This is a genomic window from Exiguobacterium sp. s130, from assembly GCF_018619055.1.
In the GTDB taxonomy this organism is placed as follows: domain Bacteria; phylum Bacillota; class Bacilli; order Exiguobacteriales; family Exiguobacteriaceae; genus Exiguobacterium_A.
Window position 1 is genome coordinate 461,681 of sequence record NZ_JACSNI010000002.1, and the last position, 18,522, is coordinate 480,202.

Annotated in this window: 19 protein-coding genes; 2 read left to right on the forward strand and 17 right to left on the reverse strand. The window is 45.4% G+C overall.

The window, feature by feature from the left end; translation table 11 throughout:
- Positions 1–115 precede the first annotated feature (115 nt).
- From rpsA to prsW, 5 genes are all read right to left on the reverse strand, one after another.
- Complete coding sequence (gene rpsA, locus HZS85_RS06335; RefSeq protein ID WP_056062180.1) at positions 116–1,249, reverse strand: 30S ribosomal protein S1; 1,134 nt, start codon at positions 1,247–1,249, stop codon at positions 116–118.
- Between the two features lie 102 nt (positions 1,250–1,351).
- On the reverse strand, positions 1,352–1,951 hold the full coding sequence (locus HZS85_RS06340) for a lysophospholipid acyltransferase family protein (protein WP_214854444.1): 600 nt from the start codon (positions 1,949–1,951) through the stop codon (positions 1,352–1,354).
- The gene (gene cmk / locus HZS85_RS06345) at positions 1,948–2,622 is read right to left on the reverse strand and encodes a (d)CMP kinase (protein WP_214854447.1); all 675 of its coding nucleotides are present in this window, start codon (positions 2,620–2,622) and stop codon (positions 1,948–1,950) included. The genes HZS85_RS06340 and cmk overlap by 4 nt, the downstream gene beginning before the upstream one ends.
- Before the next feature lie 76 nt (positions 2,623–2,698).
- Positions 2,699–3,355 (reverse strand): flagellar brake protein, encoded by a 657-nt coding sequence (locus tag HZS85_RS06350; RefSeq protein ID WP_035407143.1) that lies wholly within the window; start codon positions 3,353–3,355, stop codon positions 2,699–2,701.
- 19 nt (positions 3,356–3,374) lie between these two features.
- Positions 3,375–4,052 carry a glutamic-type intramembrane protease PrsW gene (prsW, locus tag HZS85_RS06355; protein WP_035407140.1) on the reverse strand — a complete coding sequence of 226 codons (678 nt, stop codon included), beginning with the start codon at positions 4,050–4,052 and terminating at the stop codon, positions 3,375–3,377.
- 167 nt (positions 4,053–4,219) lie between these two features.
- On the opposite strand from prsW, the gene HZS85_RS06360 reads away from it, so the two are divergent.
- Positions 4,220–5,188: an asparaginase gene (locus HZS85_RS06360; protein ID WP_056062186.1), complete on the forward strand. Its 969-nt coding sequence runs from the start codon at positions 4,220–4,222 to the stop codon at positions 5,186–5,188.
- A gap of 52 nt (positions 5,189–5,240) precedes the next feature.
- Here HZS85_RS06360 and HZS85_RS06365 read toward each other — a convergent pair whose 3' ends face one another.
- From HZS85_RS06365 to HZS85_RS06400, 8 genes are all read right to left on the reverse strand, one after another.
- Positions 5,241–6,230 carry a YpdA family putative bacillithiol disulfide reductase gene (locus HZS85_RS06365; RefSeq protein ID WP_214854449.1) on the reverse strand — a complete coding sequence of 330 codons (990 nt, stop codon included), beginning with the start codon at positions 6,228–6,230 and terminating at the stop codon, positions 5,241–5,243.
- A 130-nt stretch (positions 6,231–6,360) separates the two neighbouring features.
- Complete coding sequence (locus tag HZS85_RS06370; RefSeq protein WP_214854451.1) at positions 6,361–7,626, reverse strand: Glu/Leu/Phe/Val family dehydrogenase; 1,266 nt, start codon at positions 7,624–7,626, stop codon at positions 6,361–6,363.
- 146 nt (positions 7,627–7,772) lie between these two features.
- Entirely contained in the window at positions 7,773–8,705 is a 933-nt protein-coding gene (locus HZS85_RS06375; RefSeq protein WP_214854453.1) for a D-alanine--D-alanine ligase, read from the reverse strand.
- Positions 8,706–8,848: 143 nt separating this feature from the next.
- Positions 8,849–9,439 (reverse strand): adaptor protein MecA, encoded by a 591-nt coding sequence (locus HZS85_RS06380; RefSeq protein WP_214854455.1) that lies wholly within the window; start codon positions 9,437–9,439, stop codon positions 8,849–8,851.
- Positions 9,440–9,496: 57 nt separating this feature from the next.
- On the reverse strand, positions 9,497–10,381 hold the full coding sequence (locus tag HZS85_RS06385) for a MerR family transcriptional regulator (RefSeq protein WP_035407123.1): 885 nt from the start codon (positions 10,379–10,381) through the stop codon (positions 9,497–9,499).
- Between the two features lie 71 nt (positions 10,382–10,452).
- The gene (locus HZS85_RS06390) at positions 10,453–10,647 is read right to left on the reverse strand and encodes a hypothetical protein (protein WP_035407120.1); all 195 of its coding nucleotides are present in this window, start codon (positions 10,645–10,647) and stop codon (positions 10,453–10,455) included.
- Between the two features lie 43 nt (positions 10,648–10,690).
- A complete protein-coding gene (locus HZS85_RS06395) occupies positions 10,691–12,121 on the reverse strand; it encodes a RecQ family ATP-dependent DNA helicase (protein ID WP_251137858.1) in 1,431 nt (476 codons plus the stop codon).
- Entirely contained in the window at positions 12,121–13,143 is a 1,023-nt protein-coding gene (locus HZS85_RS06400; RefSeq protein ID WP_214854459.1) for a YpbB family protein, read from the reverse strand. The genes HZS85_RS06395 and HZS85_RS06400 overlap by 1 nt, the downstream gene beginning before the upstream one ends.
- A gap of 230 nt (positions 13,144–13,373) precedes the next feature.
- Here HZS85_RS06400 and HZS85_RS06405 point away from each other — a divergent pair, with 230 nt between their 5' ends.
- Complete coding sequence (locus tag HZS85_RS06405) at positions 13,374–13,622, forward strand: ferredoxin (RefSeq protein WP_029342027.1); 249 nt, start codon at positions 13,374–13,376, stop codon at positions 13,620–13,622.
- A 133-nt stretch (positions 13,623–13,755) separates the two neighbouring features.
- Here HZS85_RS06405 and HZS85_RS06410 read toward each other — a convergent pair whose 3' ends face one another.
- The 4 genes from HZS85_RS06410 to HZS85_RS06425 form a co-directional block, all read right to left on the reverse strand.
- Positions 13,756–14,715 carry an ABC transporter permease gene (locus HZS85_RS06410; RefSeq protein ID WP_035407114.1) on the reverse strand — a complete coding sequence of 320 codons (960 nt, stop codon included), beginning with the start codon at positions 14,713–14,715 and terminating at the stop codon, positions 13,756–13,758.
- A complete protein-coding gene (locus HZS85_RS06415) occupies positions 14,715–15,785 on the reverse strand; it encodes an ABC transporter permease (protein WP_035407110.1) in 1,071 nt (356 codons plus the stop codon). The genes HZS85_RS06410 and HZS85_RS06415 overlap by 1 nt, the downstream gene beginning before the upstream one ends.
- Positions 15,782–17,311: an ABC transporter ATP-binding protein gene (locus HZS85_RS06420; protein ID WP_035407107.1), complete on the reverse strand. Its 1,530-nt coding sequence runs from the start codon at positions 17,309–17,311 to the stop codon at positions 15,782–15,784. Before HZS85_RS06420 ends, HZS85_RS06415 begins: the two co-directional genes overlap by 4 nt.
- A gap of 65 nt (positions 17,312–17,376) precedes the next feature.
- Entirely contained in the window at positions 17,377–18,450 is a 1,074-nt protein-coding gene (locus HZS85_RS06425) for a BMP family lipoprotein (protein WP_214854462.1), read from the reverse strand.
- Between the last annotated feature and the right edge of the window lie 72 nt (positions 18,451–18,522).

The following is an 18,522-nucleotide window of genomic DNA, read 5'->3' on the forward strand; positions in this document are numbered from 1 at the left end:
CTTCTTTCTCTTCTCTCGCTTCATAGCCGTTCTATTGTATCAAATCAAACTCTCATATACCATAACAAACCGCATATAAAAAGCGGACACGCTTGTGTCCGCTTTGTGTCATCCTTTATTCTTTCGTCTCTGAATCGTCTTCTGTCAAGTCAGCGACAGAAAATCCTTCTGATTGATTCGAGTAATCCGAATAGTCCTCAGAAGACCCTTCTTCCTCTTCGAGAACACGTGTCGAGAGCGAGATCTTGTGCTCATCAAGACGCACTTCAAGTACCTTCGCTTCAATTTCTTGTCCTTCTTCAAGTACTTCTGAAGGCGATCCGATATGACGGTTCGCGATTTGTGAAATATGCAAAAGCCCTTCTACCTGCGGTGCAAGCTCAATGAAGGCACCGAACTGGACAAGACGACGTACGCGTCCTTTGACAATATCCCCAGCTTCGATTTTCCCTTCCATCTGTTGCCATGGACCCGGTTGTGTTTCCTTGATCGACAACTTAACCTTTTCTGTATCACGGTCGACGCCAAGTACTTTGACTTCGACTTTCTGACCTTCCGTGACGATGTCCGAAGGACGTTCGACACGATGGTGCGCCATTTCCGAGATATGAACGAGACCATCGACGCCACCGATATCAACGAAAGCACCGAAATCTGTCAATCGTTGGACTGTTCCTTCTAGAACTTGCCCCACTTCTAGATTTTCGAGTGTCTCTTTTTTCTTCGCGTTCAATTCACCTTCAACGACGGCTTTGTGCGAGAGAATGACACGGTTCTTCTCTTGATCGAGTTCAACGACCTTGACGTCAATCGAACGACCGATGTAATCCGAGAAGTCCTCGACGTAATGCCGCTCGACAAGCGACGCTGGGATGAATCCACGGACACCGATATCAACGACAAGACCACCTTTAACGATGTCTTTCACGACAACTTCAAAGATCTCACCTGATTTATACTTCTCTTCAACTTGCTCCCACGCTTTAAGTGCATCGATTTCTCGTTTTGAAACGACGACCTCTTCATCCGTGATTTTCTTGACCTTCACTTGTAGTTCATCTCCGACGTTCAACACACCACGAATATCATCGAGATGAAGACTCGATACTTCGCTGATCGGTAAGATGGCTTCTGTTTTATATCCGATATCAATGAGTGCTTGCTTGTCTTCAATTTTCACGACCATTCCGGTAACTACCTGGTCCCGATGAATTTCAAAATCAGGCATATCTTTCATTTCTTCGACCATTCCAAAACAACCTCCTCACGATGAGTACAAGAAACGCCTGACACGTGTCAATGCGTTTATCCTGCTTCTAACTTCTTACAATTCTGACTATTTGTCAAGGTATTAAGCGTGATTGAAGTAGACGGATTTGATTTCGTCCATGATTCGATCAGAAATCGCTTTCGCAGCACCACGTTGATCACGTAAATCCGAAATATCGACCGATTTTCCAATTGCGACGCGCATTCGTTTGAAAGGGCGATACGATCCAATGATGGCAATCGGTAAAATCTGAGCATTCGATCGTAAGGCGAAAAACCCTACACCGGGTTGTGCTGATGTGAATTCTCCTGGAGCAGAACGCGTTCCTTCCGGGAAAATGCCAACGGTCTCATCCGTATTTAACAGCTCGATCGTCCGTTTCAAGGCTTGACGGTCCCCTTGACCACGACCGACAGGATAAGTTCCTGCCGCAATCATCAGCTGCTTTAAGGCTGGGACTTTAAACAACTCCTCCTTCGCCATATAACGAACCGAACGTTTCGGTGGAATCGCACTGACGAGGAAGACGGGATCCCAATTTGAACTGTGGTTGGCACAGATGAGTAAGGAACCGTCTTTTGGAATATTCTCTTGCCCCGTCACCTTCAATCGGAAGACTGTTTTGGCTATGACCCAGACGACAAACCGCGCAATCCGATAAATGGTATCTTGACGTTTCATTTTAGAACACCTTCCGCTAGTTCCATCAGGCGAACAACGACTTGATCAATCGTCATCTCTGTCGTATCTAGATATAATGCGTCGTCTGCTTGGCGTAAAGGAGAGACTTCACGTTCACTGTCCCGTTTGTCCCGCAGCGCGATTTCTTCTTGAAGAACTTTGATATCGCTATCCATCCCACGCGCGATGTTCTCCCGGTGCCTTCTAGCTGCACGCTCTTCCACAGTTGCCGTCAAGAAAACTTTTAATTCAGCATCAGGTAATACGACTGTACCGATGTCACGACCGTCCATGACGATGCCACCCTGCTCTGCTAATTTTCGTTGCGCCGTGACGAGTGCTGCTCGAACTTCTTTTTGACGAGCGACGAACGATACGTTATTCGTGATTTCGATGGAACGGATCGCATCCGTCACTTCGCGATCACCAATAAAGACACGTTGCCCGTTTTCGCCTGGTGTTAAACGAATATCAAGCGATTTCATCAATTCGCCAAGCACTTCTCCGTTGTTCAGATCAAGCGATTGTTCGAGTGCTGCGAGCGTAACGGCACGATACATCGCCCCTGTATCGATATATACATAGTCAAGGCGTGCCGCCAGTTGTTTTGCGATCGTACTTTTCCCAGCACCTGCTGGGCCATCTAATGCAATTTGAATCTTCTTCATCATCCATCCAATCCTTCCATCTTCCCCATATTTGATGGGGATTCATTCTTCCGAACGTTATCATAGCAAAAAAATGCGGTCAGGTGAATGGATTCATGCCCCTTCTTGAACTTTTCATTTGCATTTGATAACAGTGACGCAATACTAGCTCACGACTTCTGTCAGGAATCATTGTAAACTGGAATGCGAGTTCATACCGTTCTTCCCGTCGATCGATACGGACGAGCTCAGCAATAACATCTAACGTACTCGAAATACCGTCACCAGTAGGTAGAATGAATGTCATCTCCACCTCTTCCTCTTTTTGAATCGGTAACTGATCCGACAAAATCATCATGCCACCAGCCGATAAGTCAAGCGTCACCGTCGTAAACGGATCAAATTGCGTTTTATGCGGATGAACGGCGACATCGAGCATTTGTGGTACTCGAACGAATTGACGTCGTTGGATGCGCTCGATTTGATCATCACTCGGTCGCTTTAAGGCGTACCGCTGACCACGAAGTGGATCATTTTGTCGTTCCACGACGACCGTATCAAATCCAAATAATTTACCTTTTTCTTTAAAGAAGTAAAACGAAACTTCTTCGTGGTCTGACAAGATGAACGTTTTCAATGTCGCGACCTCACTTGGTGCCTCGATCCAAATCAATCGATTCGTTACGGCTGTTACTTTTGACCGTCCTTGTCGATCCTCACTATTCGAAAGCATTACTAAATCCCCGATTTCCATCATACTACTTCGCTCCTACTTTCTATTCGATGCCATCTGAATGTTGTTTTTTTCGTTTGAATCGACGATTCAAACGGTTGGCACCTCGTACTTGAAATAATCCGATCGTCCATAAAATGATCATGAAGACGATTGGCAAAACAGATATACCACCATTTTCCAATATTAACAAATTAAATAAGATATGTGCAAATACCGGAATCGTTATCGATAAGGACAACCACCGATACGGGTGAGGCGAGAATTTCGCCATTCCCATGAAGAAACCCATGATGACAGCAAACAAAGCATGACCGGATACCGGTAGTAAAGCTCGGAATAGCATATGTTCGACCGTTCCATTCACCATCAGATATAAGATGTTCTCAAGGGTAGCAAATCCAAGCGAGCACGCTACGGCATAGATGATCCCATCATAATAATCATTAAACCGTTGATGGATATACACGGTATAAAAGACGACGAACCATTTTGCAAACTCTTCTGTGACTGCTGTTCGAACCAATTGCACCTCTTCACGCCCACCAAACTCCGTTTGAACGATGTAGTCGATGAACATCAAGGGAAAAACGAGTAAAATTCCAAAAATGAAGCTTCGAAGGATATATCCAACGGGCTCTGATTCATGTTCGTGACGTAGATAAAAATAAGTTAGGAGTGCGATGCCTGGGGCAACTCCGGAGAAAACGATTTGAATCACGCTTCCTCTCCCCCTTTCTTCCTCTCCATAAGAATAAAGGTTTCTTGGAGAAAAGAAAACGTCCTCGTTGTTTCGGGAGGGAAAAAGGTTACAATATGGAAGAACTAATTGAATATGCTATAGAAAGTAGGTGAAGGTCTTTTGTCTTTTGACACAGACCATTTAGAATGAAATCATTATTATTAATTCATACGGGTGGAACGATTGCGATGGCGCAAGATCACTCAGGTCACGTCTTACCGAATGACATCAATCCACTGGATGCTTCACTACCTCGAGCGACGGATATCGCAAACATCACAACGCGTCATTTTTCAAATTTACCTTCTCCACATATGACTCCCGACATCATGCTACGTTTGGCACACTTCATCGAAAGTGAACTTGCTAAGGAACACTACGATGGAGTCGTCATCACCCATGGGACGGATACACTTGAAGAGACCGCTTATTTCTTACATTTGACAATTGGTGCACCTGTTCCGATTGTTTTGACTGGAGCTATGCGTTCATCCAACGAAGTCGGATCGGATGGCGAGTTTAATTTGATCACGGCACTCCGTGTCGCCGTCAGTGAAGCAGCGCGTGAAAAAGGTGTTCTCGTCGTCTTTAATGGTGAGATTCATTCGGCGTTCAACGTCACGAAAACGCATACGTCATCCGTCGATACGTTTAAATCGGTTCACTTCGGAAATCTTGGCATGGTGACGAAAGATCACGTTTACCTATTCAACACGCCACTTCTGAAGCAAACACATATGGTAACCTCGCTCTCTAAACGTGTTGCTGTTTTGAAAGTATATGCCGGAATGGAACCAGATTTATTACTAGCCGTGAAACAACTCGGTTACGATGGACTCGTACTTGAAGTTCTCGGTCAAGGAAACGTCCCTCCGAGTATCGTCGATGCCATTGCCGAATTGATCGCAGTCATGCCGATCGTCATCGTCAGTCGATGCTTCAATGGAATCGTGCAAGATGTTTATGGATATACAGGTGGCGGTCAACAGTTAAAAGAGATTGGTGTCATTTTCTCAAATGGACTGAACTCACAAAAAGCACGACTTAAATTAATGATTGAACTCGAAATCAATGCGACCCAATCAGAACTCGAAGAGTCATTCCGGGTCGAATAAATGAAAAATCCTCTTGAATCGGAACTCATCATTCCGAATCAAGAGGATTTTTTTAGGCATGAATCGATAGACCACGTAATCGTTCGACGAGATGATTCGCGATGTTCGCGCCATGAAAACGTCCGTTTTCAATGAATATCTTATTGGCATCGTATCCTGCTGCAACGACGCCGGCAATATAAATCCCAGGAACGTTCGACTCCATCGTCTCTTCATCATGACTCGGAACACCCGTCTTGCGATCGATCGCGATACCAGCATCAGCGAATAAGCCGACGTCTGGTGTATAACCCGTCATCGCAAATACGAAATCTGCTCGAACAGTCCGCTTGTCTCCCTCTACTCGGTAAACGACTTCTTGGTCCGTGATTTCCTCGATCATCGCGTCAAACACCATCTTGACCTTTTCCGAACGAACGAGTGATTCGAAGTTCGGCAAGACCCATGGTTTGATCGATGGACTATACTCGGGTCCACGATAAAGTACAGTTACGCGTGCTCCTGCCTTTTCAAGCTCGATTGCTGCATCAACACTTGAATTCTTCCCACCGATGACGACGACATCCTGATCAAAGTATGGATGCCCTTCCGTAAAATAATGCGATACGTGGGGTAACGTTTCTCCTGGGACGTCCATTCGGTTCGGTAATCCATAATAACCTGTCGCAAGCACAACGGATCTTGCTTCTCGCTGTTTCTTCACTCCAGAGCGTTCTGAATGGATGATGAAGCGATCCGCTTGACGTTCAATGTGCTCGACCGTCTCAAATGGACGAATCGTCAACTGCTTTCGTTTGACGACTTCTCGATAATAGACGAGTGCATCGAGACGACGTGGTTTTAATTCCTTATTGATGAACGGCACGCCACCGATTTCTAATTTTTCACTACTTGAAAAGAACGTTTGATGCGTCGGATAACGATAGATCGCTTCAACGATATTTCCTTTTTCGAGTACTTCGACGTCTAGTCCTCGATCTTGCATTTCGATCGCTGCCGATAAACCACATGGTCCTGCACCGATTACGATACAATCTAACATTCGAATATCTCCTCTTCCGGTTGCTTTTTTTATATCTTAGCAAATCTCATCAAGAGACGAAAGAAATTGCAATAGGAAAACACCCGCTCCTCATCTAGAGGAACGGGTGGTACGTATTTTTAACGTTTAATTAGACCCAACCACGGAAACGGGATGCTTCTGCCATTTTCCGCACACCTACCATATAAGCGGCGAGACGCATATCGACATTTCGCGTCTGTGCTGTCTGATAGACTTGGTTGAATGAGTTCACGAGGACCTTTTCGAGTTTCTCGTGGACTTCCTCTTCCGTCCAGTAATACCCCTGATTATTCTGTACCCATTCGAAGTAAGAAACCGTTACGCCACCACTCGAAGCAAGAACATCCGGAACGATCAAAATGTCACGTTCTGCAAGAATTTTCGTCGCTTCGTTCGTCGTTGGACCGTTTGCTGCTTCTACGACGATCGCTGCGCGGATATCATGTGCATTGTCTTCTGTAATTTGATTCTCGATTGCCGCAGGAACAAGAATATCACATTCGAGTTCAAGCAATTCTTTATTCGAGATCGTATTTTTGAACAATGTCGTAACCGTTCCGAATGAGTCGCGACGGTCCAGTAGATATGGGATGTCGAGTCCGTTCGGATCATGAAGTGCACCGTAAGCATCACTGATGGCGATGACTTTTGCACCTAAGTCATACATGAACTTCGACAAGAAGCTACCTGCGTTCCCGAACCCTTGAACGACGACGCGTGCTCCTTCAAGTGTAATGCCTTTTTTTGCTGCCGCTTCTCGGATCATGATTGCGACACCTTTCGCCGTTGCTGTTTCACGACCATGTGAGCCACCAAGAACGAGCGGTTTTCCTGTGATGAAACCAGGAGAGTTAAATTCATCGATCCGGCTGTACTCATCCATCATCCAAGCCATGATTTGTGAGTTCGTGAAGACGTCAGGTGCTGGAATATCCTTTGTCGGTCCAACGATTTGACTGATGGCACGGACATATCCACGGCTGAGACGTTCGATTTCGCGGAAGCTCATCTCACGTGGATCACAAATGATCCCGCCTTTCCCGCCGCCATATGGTAAATCAACGATACCAGCCTTCAGACTCATCCAGACGGATAATGCTTTGACTTCGATTTCCGTCACGTTTGGGTGGAAACGAATTCCCCCTTTTGTCGGTCCAACAGCATCGTTATGTTGCGCACGATATCCTGTGAAGATTTTCGTCGAACCATCATCCATTCGCACCGGAATCCGGACTGTCAACATCCGGAGTGGTTCTTTAAGTAATTCATACATTTCGTCTGGATACCCTAACTTCCCTAGTGCTTCCTTGACGATTTCCTGTGTTGCTTCCAGTACGTTCTTGCGATGATTCGCATGTTGTTGGTCAGTGATCATTCCAACGTTCCTCCCCATAAGTGGCATCCCCTATGCCGTTTCCTTGTTCGGATAAAGTATACTCTTTTCTCGAACGTAATGAAAGGGGTTACGCCCATATTTGTAAGCGCTTTCTCACTTCTTTTCCTAGGATATCAATGATTGGATTACTTGATTTGGGCGTGGCGTTCAATCGCTAATTCCATGAAATACTCGACCAATTCCGGATATTCGATACCAACTGCTCGTGCTCCGTCCGGGAATAAACTTGTTGACGTCATACCTGGCAATGTATTCGTCTCTAAAATAACTGGATTTCCGGACTCAGGAACAAGGAAATCTGACCGGGAATACCCAGCACAACCCAGTACTTGATGTGCTTTGACGGCCCACTCCTGAAGTGTTGCTGTCGTCGTCTCATCTAGTTCGGCAGGGCAGATATGCTCTGAACCTCCGATTGCATATTTCGATTCGTAATCATAAAAAGCATTCTTCGGAATGATCTCGATGACCGGTAATGCTTTTTCTGCACCTTTATGACCAACGACTGGAACCGTCACTTCGCGTCCTTTAATGAATTGTTCGACGAGAACCGCATCATCGGCTTCGAACGCTTTTGCAATCCCCTCACGTAACATCGTCTCGTCTTGTGCGATTGTCAATCCATTCGATGAACCTTCTTGTGCTGGTTTAACGACACAAGGGAATTGACCATTCCATTCTGCGATTTTCGCCTCGACATCATCTTCACGTTCTAATAATACATCACGTGCAATCGTGATACCCGCTTTATCAAAGTGAACTTTTGAACGTGCCTTATCCATCGCAAGTGCTGACGCTAACACACCTGAACCTGTGTATGGAATATTCGCAAGTTCAAGTAACGCCTGCACGCGTCCATCTTCACCAATTTTCCCATGAAGAGCGATGACAGCCACATCTACATCCAGCTGGAAGAGTTCATGTGCTCGATCAGGATGGAAATCAACAGCCGTGACTTCATGTCCTTTACTGTTTAACGCTTCCATGATTGATTTTCCACTGTTTAATGAAACCTCCCGTTCACCTGAAGTCCCACCATATAACACTGCCACTTTCATCCTACTTCACTCCTTCTTCTTACGTTCAATGATTATCATACCATCCTTCTGACCACGAAAAAATACAAAATGGTGCCACTTCTGGTAGAAGATAAAAAGGTGCGACATTGCCTGACGAGGCAATGTCGCACCTGATTGATGTTCTAAATGTGGAATTGTTCCGCAATCGTGGCAATGGCTTGTTTCGATTGAATCGTTTTTCCGTACTCTGACATGACGAGCGGACTTTTCGGGCTCGGTTCCCCGTATTCTGATAAAATCGTCGTCACCGTACGCTCGAGCGCGTCATTCATTCGTTCCTGGAAATAGAGATAATAGTTGCCTTCGAAGAAATAAAGACTACCGCCTGTCTCCGTGTACGACATATGTCGTAATAACCCATGGCTCGCTTGAATGACATCTTCGAGCGAATTCAAGGCATACAAGACATGATGGACGATGTCGACCGTCATGCGAATTTCGACTTGATCAAATTCGTCATTCATCTCTTCCGGTAAATCACCTTCACGACGCACATCAACGAGCATGCCGTCATTCGGAAAGAATGTGACGAAAAATTCGAGTGTTCCTGCTGCCTGAAAACCAAAATTCGATTCAGCTTCCTCTAACAAATTGCGCAATAGAGCTTGTCCCTTCCCAATGGCCAACGTTTCTGGTCGGACATCGTGAAGTGATAACTCTTGCTTTGTAATGAAGACACGAAGGTGCCCTTGTTTCATTTGTTCAAACCTCATATAGACTCCTCCAGTCAAGACCGGAAACATAGGTGTCTCCGTTCGCTATGAACCATACTATACACCAGATACCGGAGTGAGTCGACTTAACCAACTTTTCCACGATTGATCGTCCGCACCAAGTAAGTGTGGTCCGTATCGTTCCGGAAGCTGATCGACCGCGTATCCTCCAAGTCCAATTTCAAGATTCGGAAAATCAGCCATCAAACAGTCTAATGCTTCATCAAGCAATGGTAAATGATCGGATAACGTGCACGATAAGATGACAGCTTTCGGTTGCAATTGATGTGTCACGGCTACTAAGTCCGGCACCGGAATACCAGAACCGAGGAAAATCACATCAAAACCCGATTGCCGCAAGTAGAGTGTGAAGAAGAGTAGTCCGAGCTCATGTTCTTCTTCTGGTGCACAGACACAAACGATTCGCGGCAAGAACGGATTGATCGGCATCTGTAGTGATAACGTCGAAAGACGGGCTCTTAAGAAAGCTGTTGCAAAATGTTCATGCGCAATTGTAATCTCTCCTGACTCCCATTTCAGTCCGATTTCATGTAAGAGTGGACCAACGATATCTTGAATGACTTTATCGAAACTAAACATCGAGAACGCTTTATTCATGATGTCATGCGCGTGTCGTTCTTCGAAGTTCGTCAATGCACGGAATAACTGATCTCGTAGTTCGACTCCGTAATCATGGGGCACTTCAGCTCGATTGACAGGCATCTCATATAATTGAATTGCCTTTGAAACCGACAATCCTTCTTTTTGTTTATCGACGATCCAACGCAATTTCGCAACGTCACTATCACTATAAATGCGATGCCCGGATTCACTTCGATCCGGATCAAGCACTTGATATCTCCGCTCCCAAGCACGAATGGTCGTCGGGTTGAGTCCCACCAACGCAGCGACTGCTTTGATATTGTATTTCCCACGATCCATGCATCGTGCCTCCTTCCCCTTCCTTTCTAGTATACGCTGAAAGGAAAAAAATCTCCGTTCACAATGTGCCTTTACATCATGAAACCGATGGAGACGAAGGCGATGATGATCGTGATCATGAGTACCGTTAGCGTGATTGCTAGCGGATTTTTTCGAAATGGTTGCTTCAGTCGTTCATTTCGAACGTGTTCGATTCGCGAGGAACGTGGTGGTAAGAGTTGCTCCTCTTCGTTCTGATGTAACCGCCGTTGATCTTGTTTACTCAATGTTCATCACCTTTTCTTGAAAAAAATAAGGATATTTTCTAGTTTACACCGAATCTAGTGATGAAAAAAAGACTTGTTCTAAACGCTTTTTCCAATTTACCTGTTGAAGCACCTTACTCTTCACGGGATCCTGCCATTCGATCGTACCGCATATATCACAACAACGCGGCTGAACGATTGCCGGTTCATCAAAATGATGCAATAACATCTTACGGCGACATTCATTCCGGTGAATATAGTCCATCATCTGGTTGACTTCTCGTCCTTTGAGCTGTTTTCGTTTCACCTGCCATTGCATGATACGTTCCTTCGACCAGCCATTCTCAAGTTGTGATTTCAGTAACCGATATGCTGGATCTTCCGGATTGAGGTGTAGACGAGTCTCGATTTTCGTGTAGGACTCACCTCTTCTCACCCCTTGTTGTAACTGATCAATCCAAAGGACAGGCGCATATTGTGTCTCAATCAGAAAGGTTTGTAATTGTTCATCCTGAGGAGCATAAAGTAAGATCGCCGTCGCCTCTTTTCCGTCCCGACCGGCACGTCCGATTTCCTGCATATAAGCTTCAAGTGTCGCCGGCATCGTATGATGGATAACTGTACGAACGTTTCCTTTATCAACACCCATTCCAAATGCGCTCGTACAAACGAGACAGTCCATTTCATCATGAAGAAACTGTTGTTGAACAAGCTGACGGTCTTCCATCGTTAATCCGGCATGATAGTAGGTTGCCCCTTCAATGATTCCTGCAATCCGTTCCGCTTCTTTACGCGTTGTCGTATAGATGACACATGGACGAACGATACGTGTCATCCAACGGTCGAGTGCTGCGTCTTTTTCTTCTCGATCGACGCGATCCACGATGTATTGGATTTCCGGTCGATTGACGGAACGACGGATGACATGCGGTTCTCGCATCTGCAATTGTATTCGGATATCTCGTTCGACAGCTTGAGTCGCTGTTGCGGTTAAGGCGAGGCACTGCGGAAAACCTAGTTCCCGGCGAATTTGCCCAAGTCTTGCATACTCAGGTCGAAACTCGTGTCCCCACTGCGAGATACAGTGGGCTTCATCGACGACGAATAGCGCGATGTCGACCTGTTTCAGACGAGCCCGTATTTGTGGTAACGCAAGTTGTTCCGGTGATAAGTAGAGATACCGTAGATGTTCGAGTACGGATAAGATTTGCTCTTTTTCTTCTCGCGTCTCAACAGATGTTAATTTTGCGACAGAACGTTCTCCCCGACGTTTGATTTGCATGACTTGATCCTCAATCAAAGAGAGCAGCGGAGACAAAATCAATGTCAGTCCCTCTCCTTTTACATACGAAGGAAACTGATAACAAACAGACTTTCCTCCACCTGTCGGTAAAATTGCTAACGTATCTGTTCCATTCAGGATGGACTCGATGATTTGGCGTTGTCCAGGTCGAAACGCTTCATAACCGAAATGTCGATGCAATAACGCTTCCATTAACTTCCCTCCCATTTACTACGAGCTAAGACCAATCGAATTTGAAAATAGGATACGTCTGATTGCATCGCGCTTTTGATTCGCTTGAGCGCATAAGTTTTGAGTTGTTGTGCGATATGTCGAATTTCTTCTTGTTGAGCCGTATCAACGAAATGATCTAACGGAAAAGTGGGTGCATACATTGCAATTTCAACAAGATGGTCTTCCATCGTGCTATTTTTTAGACGTCTTCTGACCGCAACATCTTCAACAGTGAGTCCTTGTTGCAATAATTCCCAAGTCGTTTGAGCAGATTGCGTCATCTTCGGAGTATGGAGACCGGCTCCGATTTGTTGAATGAGCGGTGTACTTTTTAAGTCATTGATGCATCTTCGCCAAGCTATGATAAATTCGAACTGGACCGTCTCGACATCTACCTTCATCATTCGTGCCAATTGAGGATATGACCACCCCGTTTGCACACCTGATAATCGATGACTGATCAATGTCGCATCTCGTTCCGGTAAGCGCTCAAGGAGGAGCGTCAATTCTTGATACATCTGCGCTAACCAATCTGCTCGATTCGAGATGGTCGGAAGAACACTCTTGACCCACTCCCGAACGATCGTCTCTTGTTGCACGGGAATGAATGGTTGTTGCGCTTCTAGACAAATTACCGTTTGAACGAGAAGACTGAGCCGTTTCCACATCATTTCGGCATATCCCCGAAGTTCACCACCAAGTTGATCAATGATTACTCCATCCGTTTGTCCTACTAGTCGAGCGCCTTCGCTTGTCAGTCGAAGTGTCTCTTGCCGTTCGATCCACTTTTTCTGAGCGAGTTCCGTTAAAACCGACTCGAATCGCTGTTTACTGACTAATACGGTACCGAACGTCGACTCTAAATCATAAAAATGAGCATCTTGCAGAGAAGTTGCTGACTTCTTCCCTTGAAAAACATGATAAAGACTCCGGTCCGAGCGTTCGTCTCGAAGACGCTGAATCGATTCTAGAAAAATGCGCTCTAGTAATGAAATTTCCATCTGCCACGCTCCTTTCTAATATATAGTGTTTATCGATTTGAAGATGATACCTCATCCATTTTCTTTTCGTTACGTTTTAGACATACTGTTTGCGGGCATGTGATGATATATACATTTTCTGTTATCACTTACGCTTCGTCATTGAAATGCAACGATGAGTCCGATACAATGACATATAGATGAGAACAGCGTTTTTCAATAATGTTTTCGTATAGAGAGGAGACCGTTCAATGGCTAAATTTACGATTGTCGACAAAGATACTTGCATCGCTTGTGGTGCTTGTGGAGCAGCGGCACCAGATATCTATGATTATGATGATGAGGGTTTGGCATATGTCATTCTTGATGATAACAATGGTACTGCTGAAATTCCAGAAGCATTATTCGACGATATGATTGATGCATTTGAAGGATGCCCGACGGATTCAATCAAAGTAGCAGATGAATCGTTCGAAGGCGATGCGTTAAAATTCGAATAAGTGAATAAAAAAAGATGTTTCCTTGCGAAACATCTTTTTTTATTGGTCTTTTATTCACGCGATATATCTATCAATCATTAAAAAAACCGGATGTCGCCATTTGGCAACATCCGGTTTCTAAGTGGTAAAAAATTTAGCGTTTTCCTTTGATATATGGTACACCAACAGCTTTTGGTGCATCCGCCCGACCAACGACACCAGCGAGTGCTAGGATCGTCAAGAGATACGGTGCAATCAATAGATACACTTGCGGAATTTGATCGAGTAACGGCAATTGCTGACCGATGATTGAAATCGCTTGAGCGAATCCGAAGAATAGTGCAGCACCCATAGCCCCGAGTGGATTCCATTTTCCGAAGATCATCGCCGCAATCGCGAGGAACCCTTGACCGAGGATCGTCGTGACACTGAAGTTCAGTGAGATCGATGTCGCATAAACAGCACCAGCAAGACCACCGAAACCACCAGAGATCATAACACCGATGAAACGCATCTTCGTGACGTTGATTCCCATTGTATCTGCCGCCATCGGATGTTCCCCGACAGAACGTAAACGAAGACCAAATGGCGTCTTGAAAATGATGTACCACGCGACGAAGGCAAGGATGATCGCGATATACGATGTGTAGTAGACGTTCGCGAAGAACATCTTCAGCACAGGAATATCGGACAAGAATGGCACGTTCTCTTTTGAGATTCGGTTTGGAATCGAATCCGTTTGTCCTTTTCCGTAAAGCGCCCGGACGAGGAAGATGGCAAGACCGACTGCAAGCAAGTTGATCGCAACTCCAAGAACCGTTTGATCAGCCCGGAAAAGGATTGCCGGAATCGCAAGGAAGAGCGAGAAAACTGCTCCGACGACAATCGCAATGAGCATCGCAAGCCAAGGACTCGCAGCACCCAAGCCCATTTTTGATAGCGTCAATGCCGTGACGACACCCGTGAAGGCACCCATGACCATTAAACCTTCTAACGCGATGTTAACGACGCCAGAACGCTCACTGAAAATGCCGCCAAGTGCTGCAATGATCAACGGAGCCGAATAGGCAAGTGCGATTGGCACGATGATATAAAGTACTTCAAGAAAGCCCATTACTGACCGGCTCCTTTCGCTTTTTTAGATTCTTTCTTAACTGCGAACTTCTCGATGACGAGACGAATCGCGTATCCAGAAGCCACGAAGATGATGATGAACGCAATGATAATTTTGATCAGTTCCGGTGGAATACCAATCTGTTGCATCGACAGACCACCGATATTGAGTCCTGCAAATAGTAATGCAGCGAGCACGACGCCGATCGGATTATTCGCACCTAACAAGGCAACCGCGATCCCGTCGAATCCAACACCAGTGAAGGACGCATTCAGCGTCATGTTTTGGAACGTCCCAAGACCTTCCATCGCCCCAGCAAGACCAGCGAACACACCTGAGATGACGAACGATAAGATGATATTGCGGTTAACGCCCATCCCTGCATATTCAGCAGCATTTTTATTGAATCCAACAGCTCGAAGTTCATAACCGAGTGTTGTTTTCCAAAGAATAAACCAGAAGACGAGTGCAGCGATGATTGCGATGAAAATTCCGTTATGAAGACGTGAGAAATCCGTGATCTCTTGTAAGAACGGTGACGCAAGTGATGCTGATTCCTTGATTGTCTCCGTCCGCTCATTCGTAATGCCGATGACGTGACGTAAAATATCGTTCGTGACGTATAACGCGATATAGTTCATCATGATCGACGTGATGACTTCATGTACGTGGAATTTCGCTTTTAAGATACCAGGAATCGATGCCCAAAGCGCACCTGCTAAACCTGCTCCAATCAAAGCGAGTGGTAAATGAACAACTGTCGGCAAATCAAACTTGATTCCAATCCAGACTGCAACCATCCAGCCGACGAGCACTTGACCTTCGACACCGATGTTAAAAAGTCCTGTCCGAAAAGCAAACGCGACAGCAAGACCCGCGAAGATCAATGGAGCCGCCGCACGCAATGTTTCGCCGATGCTGTACGGTTCGCCAAAAATACCATAGAATAATTGATCAAACCCAGCAATCGGATCATACCCACCAATGAGCATGACGATTGCCCCGACGACCATCCCAAGCACGATGGAAAGAATCGGAATGAGGATGCCGTAAAAACGCTCTAACTTCATGAATGACCTACCTCCTCTTTCTTACCGCCGGCCATCAGGAAGCCAAGCTCAATTTCGTTCGTTTCTTTCGGATCCAAGAAGGCCACTGTTTTCCCTTCATATAACACGGCAATCCGGTCAGAGACTTGCAGAATTTCTTCGAGTTCGAATGAAATCAACAAGACAGCACGACCTTTTTCGCGCTCAAGAACCAATTGTTCATGAATGAACTCGATTGCCCCAACATCAAGACCACGAGTCGGCTGAGCCGCAATCAGCAAATCTGGTGACCGATCGACTTCACGCGCGATGATCGCCTTCTGTTGGTTACCACCAGACAAGGCACGAGCGAACGTCTCTGGACTTGGAGTTCGGACGTCGAACTTCTCGATGAGCGTTTTGGCTTTTTCCATGACTTGTTTATAGTTCATGATGCCTGCTTTTGAGTACGGTTGTTTGTAGTAGGTTTGTAAGACCATGTTATGTCCAATCGAATAATCAAGGACAAGTCCATGTTTATGTCGGTCTTGCGGGATGTGACCGACACCTGATTCCGTTACTTTCCGTGGCTTCAGGTTTTTAATCGATTTGTTGTTGAGGAAGATTTCGCCACTGTCTGCTTTACGAAGACCTGTAATGGCTTCAATCAATTCCGTTTGTCCGTTTCCGTCGATTCCTGCAATTCCAACGATTTCTCCGGCACGAATGTCGAGATTCAATCCATCGACTGCTTTGATGCCACGACCGTCCTTGACGACTAGATTCTTGATATCGAGAACGAGTTCTTGTGGAGTTGCCTTGGAATACTCCGCATTAAAGTTGACTTCACGACCTACCATCATTTCAGCAAGACGCGACTGTGTCATCGTCTCATCAATATCGACCGTGCCGATATATTTACCACGGCGAATCGTCGTACAGCGATCAGCTACTTCCATGATTTCTTTCAGTTTATGCGTAATGAGGATAATCGACTTTCCTTCCGCAATCAAGCGATTCATGATTTGAATCAATTCTTTGATCTCTTGCGGTGTCAAAACAGCAGATGGTTCATCAAAGATCAAGATGTCTGCCCCACGGTACAACGTCTTCAAAATTTCAACACGTTGTTGCATTCCGACTGAAATATCCTCGATTTTTGCATCAGGATCAACAGCAAGACCATACTGTTCAGAAATCTGGCGTACCTTTTCACGCGCCGATGCACGATCAATCTTAATCCCTGTACGTGGCTCTGCACCTAAAATGATGTTTTCAGTAACAGTGAAATTTTGAACGAGCATGAAGTGTTGGTGCACCATGCCGATTCCAAGATCATTCGCGACGTTCGGACTCGTAATATTGACTTTTTCACCACGTACACGAATTTCTCCAGCCTCAGGCTGATACAAACCAAATAAGACGTTCATCAGCGTCGATTTTCCGGCACCGTTTTCACCAAGTAAAGCGTGAATCTCACCTTTCCGAAGCTGGAGCGTGATATTATCATTTGCGACGAAATTGCCAAACTCTTTTCTGATGTTCAGCATCTCAATGACGTATTCCAAGAAAATCCACTCCCATGTTTAGTTTAAAAGGGGAGTCGCAATGCTAGCGACCCCCGCTTTCATTATTATTTAAGTGACGCTTCGTACTCTTTATACTCGTCGTCAGTCGATGGAACTTTAATGTCACCATCGATGATTTGTTTTTTGTACTCTTCGACTTTGTCGAGTGCTTCTTTTGAGACGTTGTCTTTTGAAGGAGCGATATCGACACCGCCGTCTTTTAGACCAAACTCAACGACTTTACCTGCTGGGAATTTGCCGTCCTTCGTGTCTTTCGCGACTTGCTCTACTGCTGTATCCACACGTTTGACCATTGATGTCAATGTGACGTTCTCTGGCATACCTTCTTCGACTTGGTCACGGTCTACACCGATAACCCAAACATCTTCACCGTTCTTTTTACGGTTTTTCGCTTCTGTGAATACCCCTTGTCCAGTACCACCAGCTGCGTGATAGATGACGTCGACTTTTTTACCGTACATACCTGAAGCGATTGCTTGTCCTTTTTCTGCAGCGTTGAAATCTTCTGCGTATTGAATTTCGATTTCCGCTTTCGGGTTAGCCGCTTTAACACCTGCTTTAAATCCGCTTTCGAACTTTTTGATCAAGTCCGAGTTGACACCACCGACAAATCCAACTTTATCCGTTTTAGTCGTTAGACCTGCAACGACACCAACGAGGAACGAACCTTCGTTTTCTTTGAAGACGATTGAAGCGACGTTTGGTTTATCAACGACTTGGTCAACGAGTGCGAAGTTGTTCTTTTTGAACTGATCCGCTACTTTACCGATATCTTCAGCCATCAAGAAACCAATCCCGAGAATTAAGTCGTATTTTGCACGTGCTAATTGCTGAAGGTTCGGTTGATAGTCTGATTGTTTTGCAGATTGGAGATATTTATAGCCAGTACCTTCTTTTAAGTCATTGTCTTTCCCGAACTTTTGGATACCTTCCCAAGCAGATTGGTTGAATGATTTATCATCCACGCCACCTGTATCTGTAACCATACCTACTTTAAAGCCTTCTGATTTGCTGCCGTTACCTGAATCTTTCGAATCGTCGTTGCCACCACATGCTGCAAGGACGGAACTCATTGCTAAACCTGTTGCTGCTAATGCGAGAAGTGACTTCTTTTTCATCTGGAAAAATCCCCTTTCGAATATGGTCATACAAAGTTCAAGACTACGTCTAGCACCTGAGGCTGGCGATGA

Excerpts from the sequence above, each read along its gene's own strand:
- rpsA (WP_056062180.1), bottom strand. The coding sequence starts at position 1,249 with ATGGTCGAAGAAATGAAAGATATGCCTGATTTTGAAATTCATCGGGAC.
- HZS85_RS06340 (WP_214854444.1), bottom strand. The coding sequence starts at position 1,951 with ATGAAACGTCAAGATACCATTTATCGGATTGCGCGGTTTGTCGTCTGG.
- cmk (WP_214854447.1), bottom strand. The coding sequence starts at position 2,622 with ATGATGAAGAAGATTCAAATTGCATTAGATGGCCCAGCAGGTGCTGGG.
- HZS85_RS06350 (WP_035407143.1), bottom strand. The coding sequence starts at position 3,355 with ATGATGGAAATCGGGGATTTAGTAATGCTTTCGAATAGTGAGGATCGA.
- HZS85_RS06360 (WP_056062186.1), top strand. The coding sequence starts at position 4,220 with ATGAAATCATTATTATTAATTCATACGGGTGGAACGATTGCGATGGCG.
- HZS85_RS06365 (WP_214854449.1), bottom strand. The coding sequence starts at position 6,230 with ATGTTAGATTGTATCGTAATCGGTGCAGGACCATGTGGTTTATCGGCA.
- HZS85_RS06370 (WP_214854451.1), bottom strand. The coding sequence starts at position 7,626 with ATGATCACTGACCAACAACATGCGAATCATCGCAAGAACGTACTGGAA.
- HZS85_RS06375 (WP_214854453.1), bottom strand. The coding sequence starts at position 8,705 with ATGAAAGTGGCAGTGTTATATGGTGGGACTTCAGGTGAACGGGAGGTT.
- HZS85_RS06380 (WP_214854455.1), bottom strand. The coding sequence starts at position 9,439 with ATGAGGTTTGAACAAATGAAACAAGGGCACCTTCGTGTCTTCATTACA.
- HZS85_RS06385 (WP_035407123.1), bottom strand. The coding sequence starts at position 10,381 with ATGGATCGTGGGAAATACAATATCAAAGCAGTCGCTGCGTTGGTGGGA.
- HZS85_RS06395 (WP_251137858.1), bottom strand. The coding sequence starts at position 12,121 with ATGGAAGCGTTATTGCATCGACATTTCGGTTATGAAGCGTTTCGACCT.
- HZS85_RS06400 (WP_214854459.1), bottom strand. The coding sequence starts at position 13,143 with ATGGAAATTTCATTACTAGAGCGCATTTTTCTAGAATCGATTCAGCGT.
- HZS85_RS06405 (WP_029342027.1), top strand. The coding sequence starts at position 13,374 with ATGGCTAAATTTACGATTGTCGACAAAGATACTTGCATCGCTTGTGGT.
- HZS85_RS06410 (WP_035407114.1), bottom strand. The coding sequence starts at position 14,715 with ATGGGCTTTCTTGAAGTACTTTATATCATCGTGCCAATCGCACTTGCC.
- HZS85_RS06415 (WP_035407110.1), bottom strand. The coding sequence starts at position 15,785 with ATGAAGTTAGAGCGTTTTTACGGCATCCTCATTCCGATTCTTTCCATC.
- HZS85_RS06425 (WP_214854462.1), bottom strand. The coding sequence starts at position 18,450 with ATGAAAAAGAAGTCACTTCTCGCATTAGCAGCAACAGGTTTAGCAATG.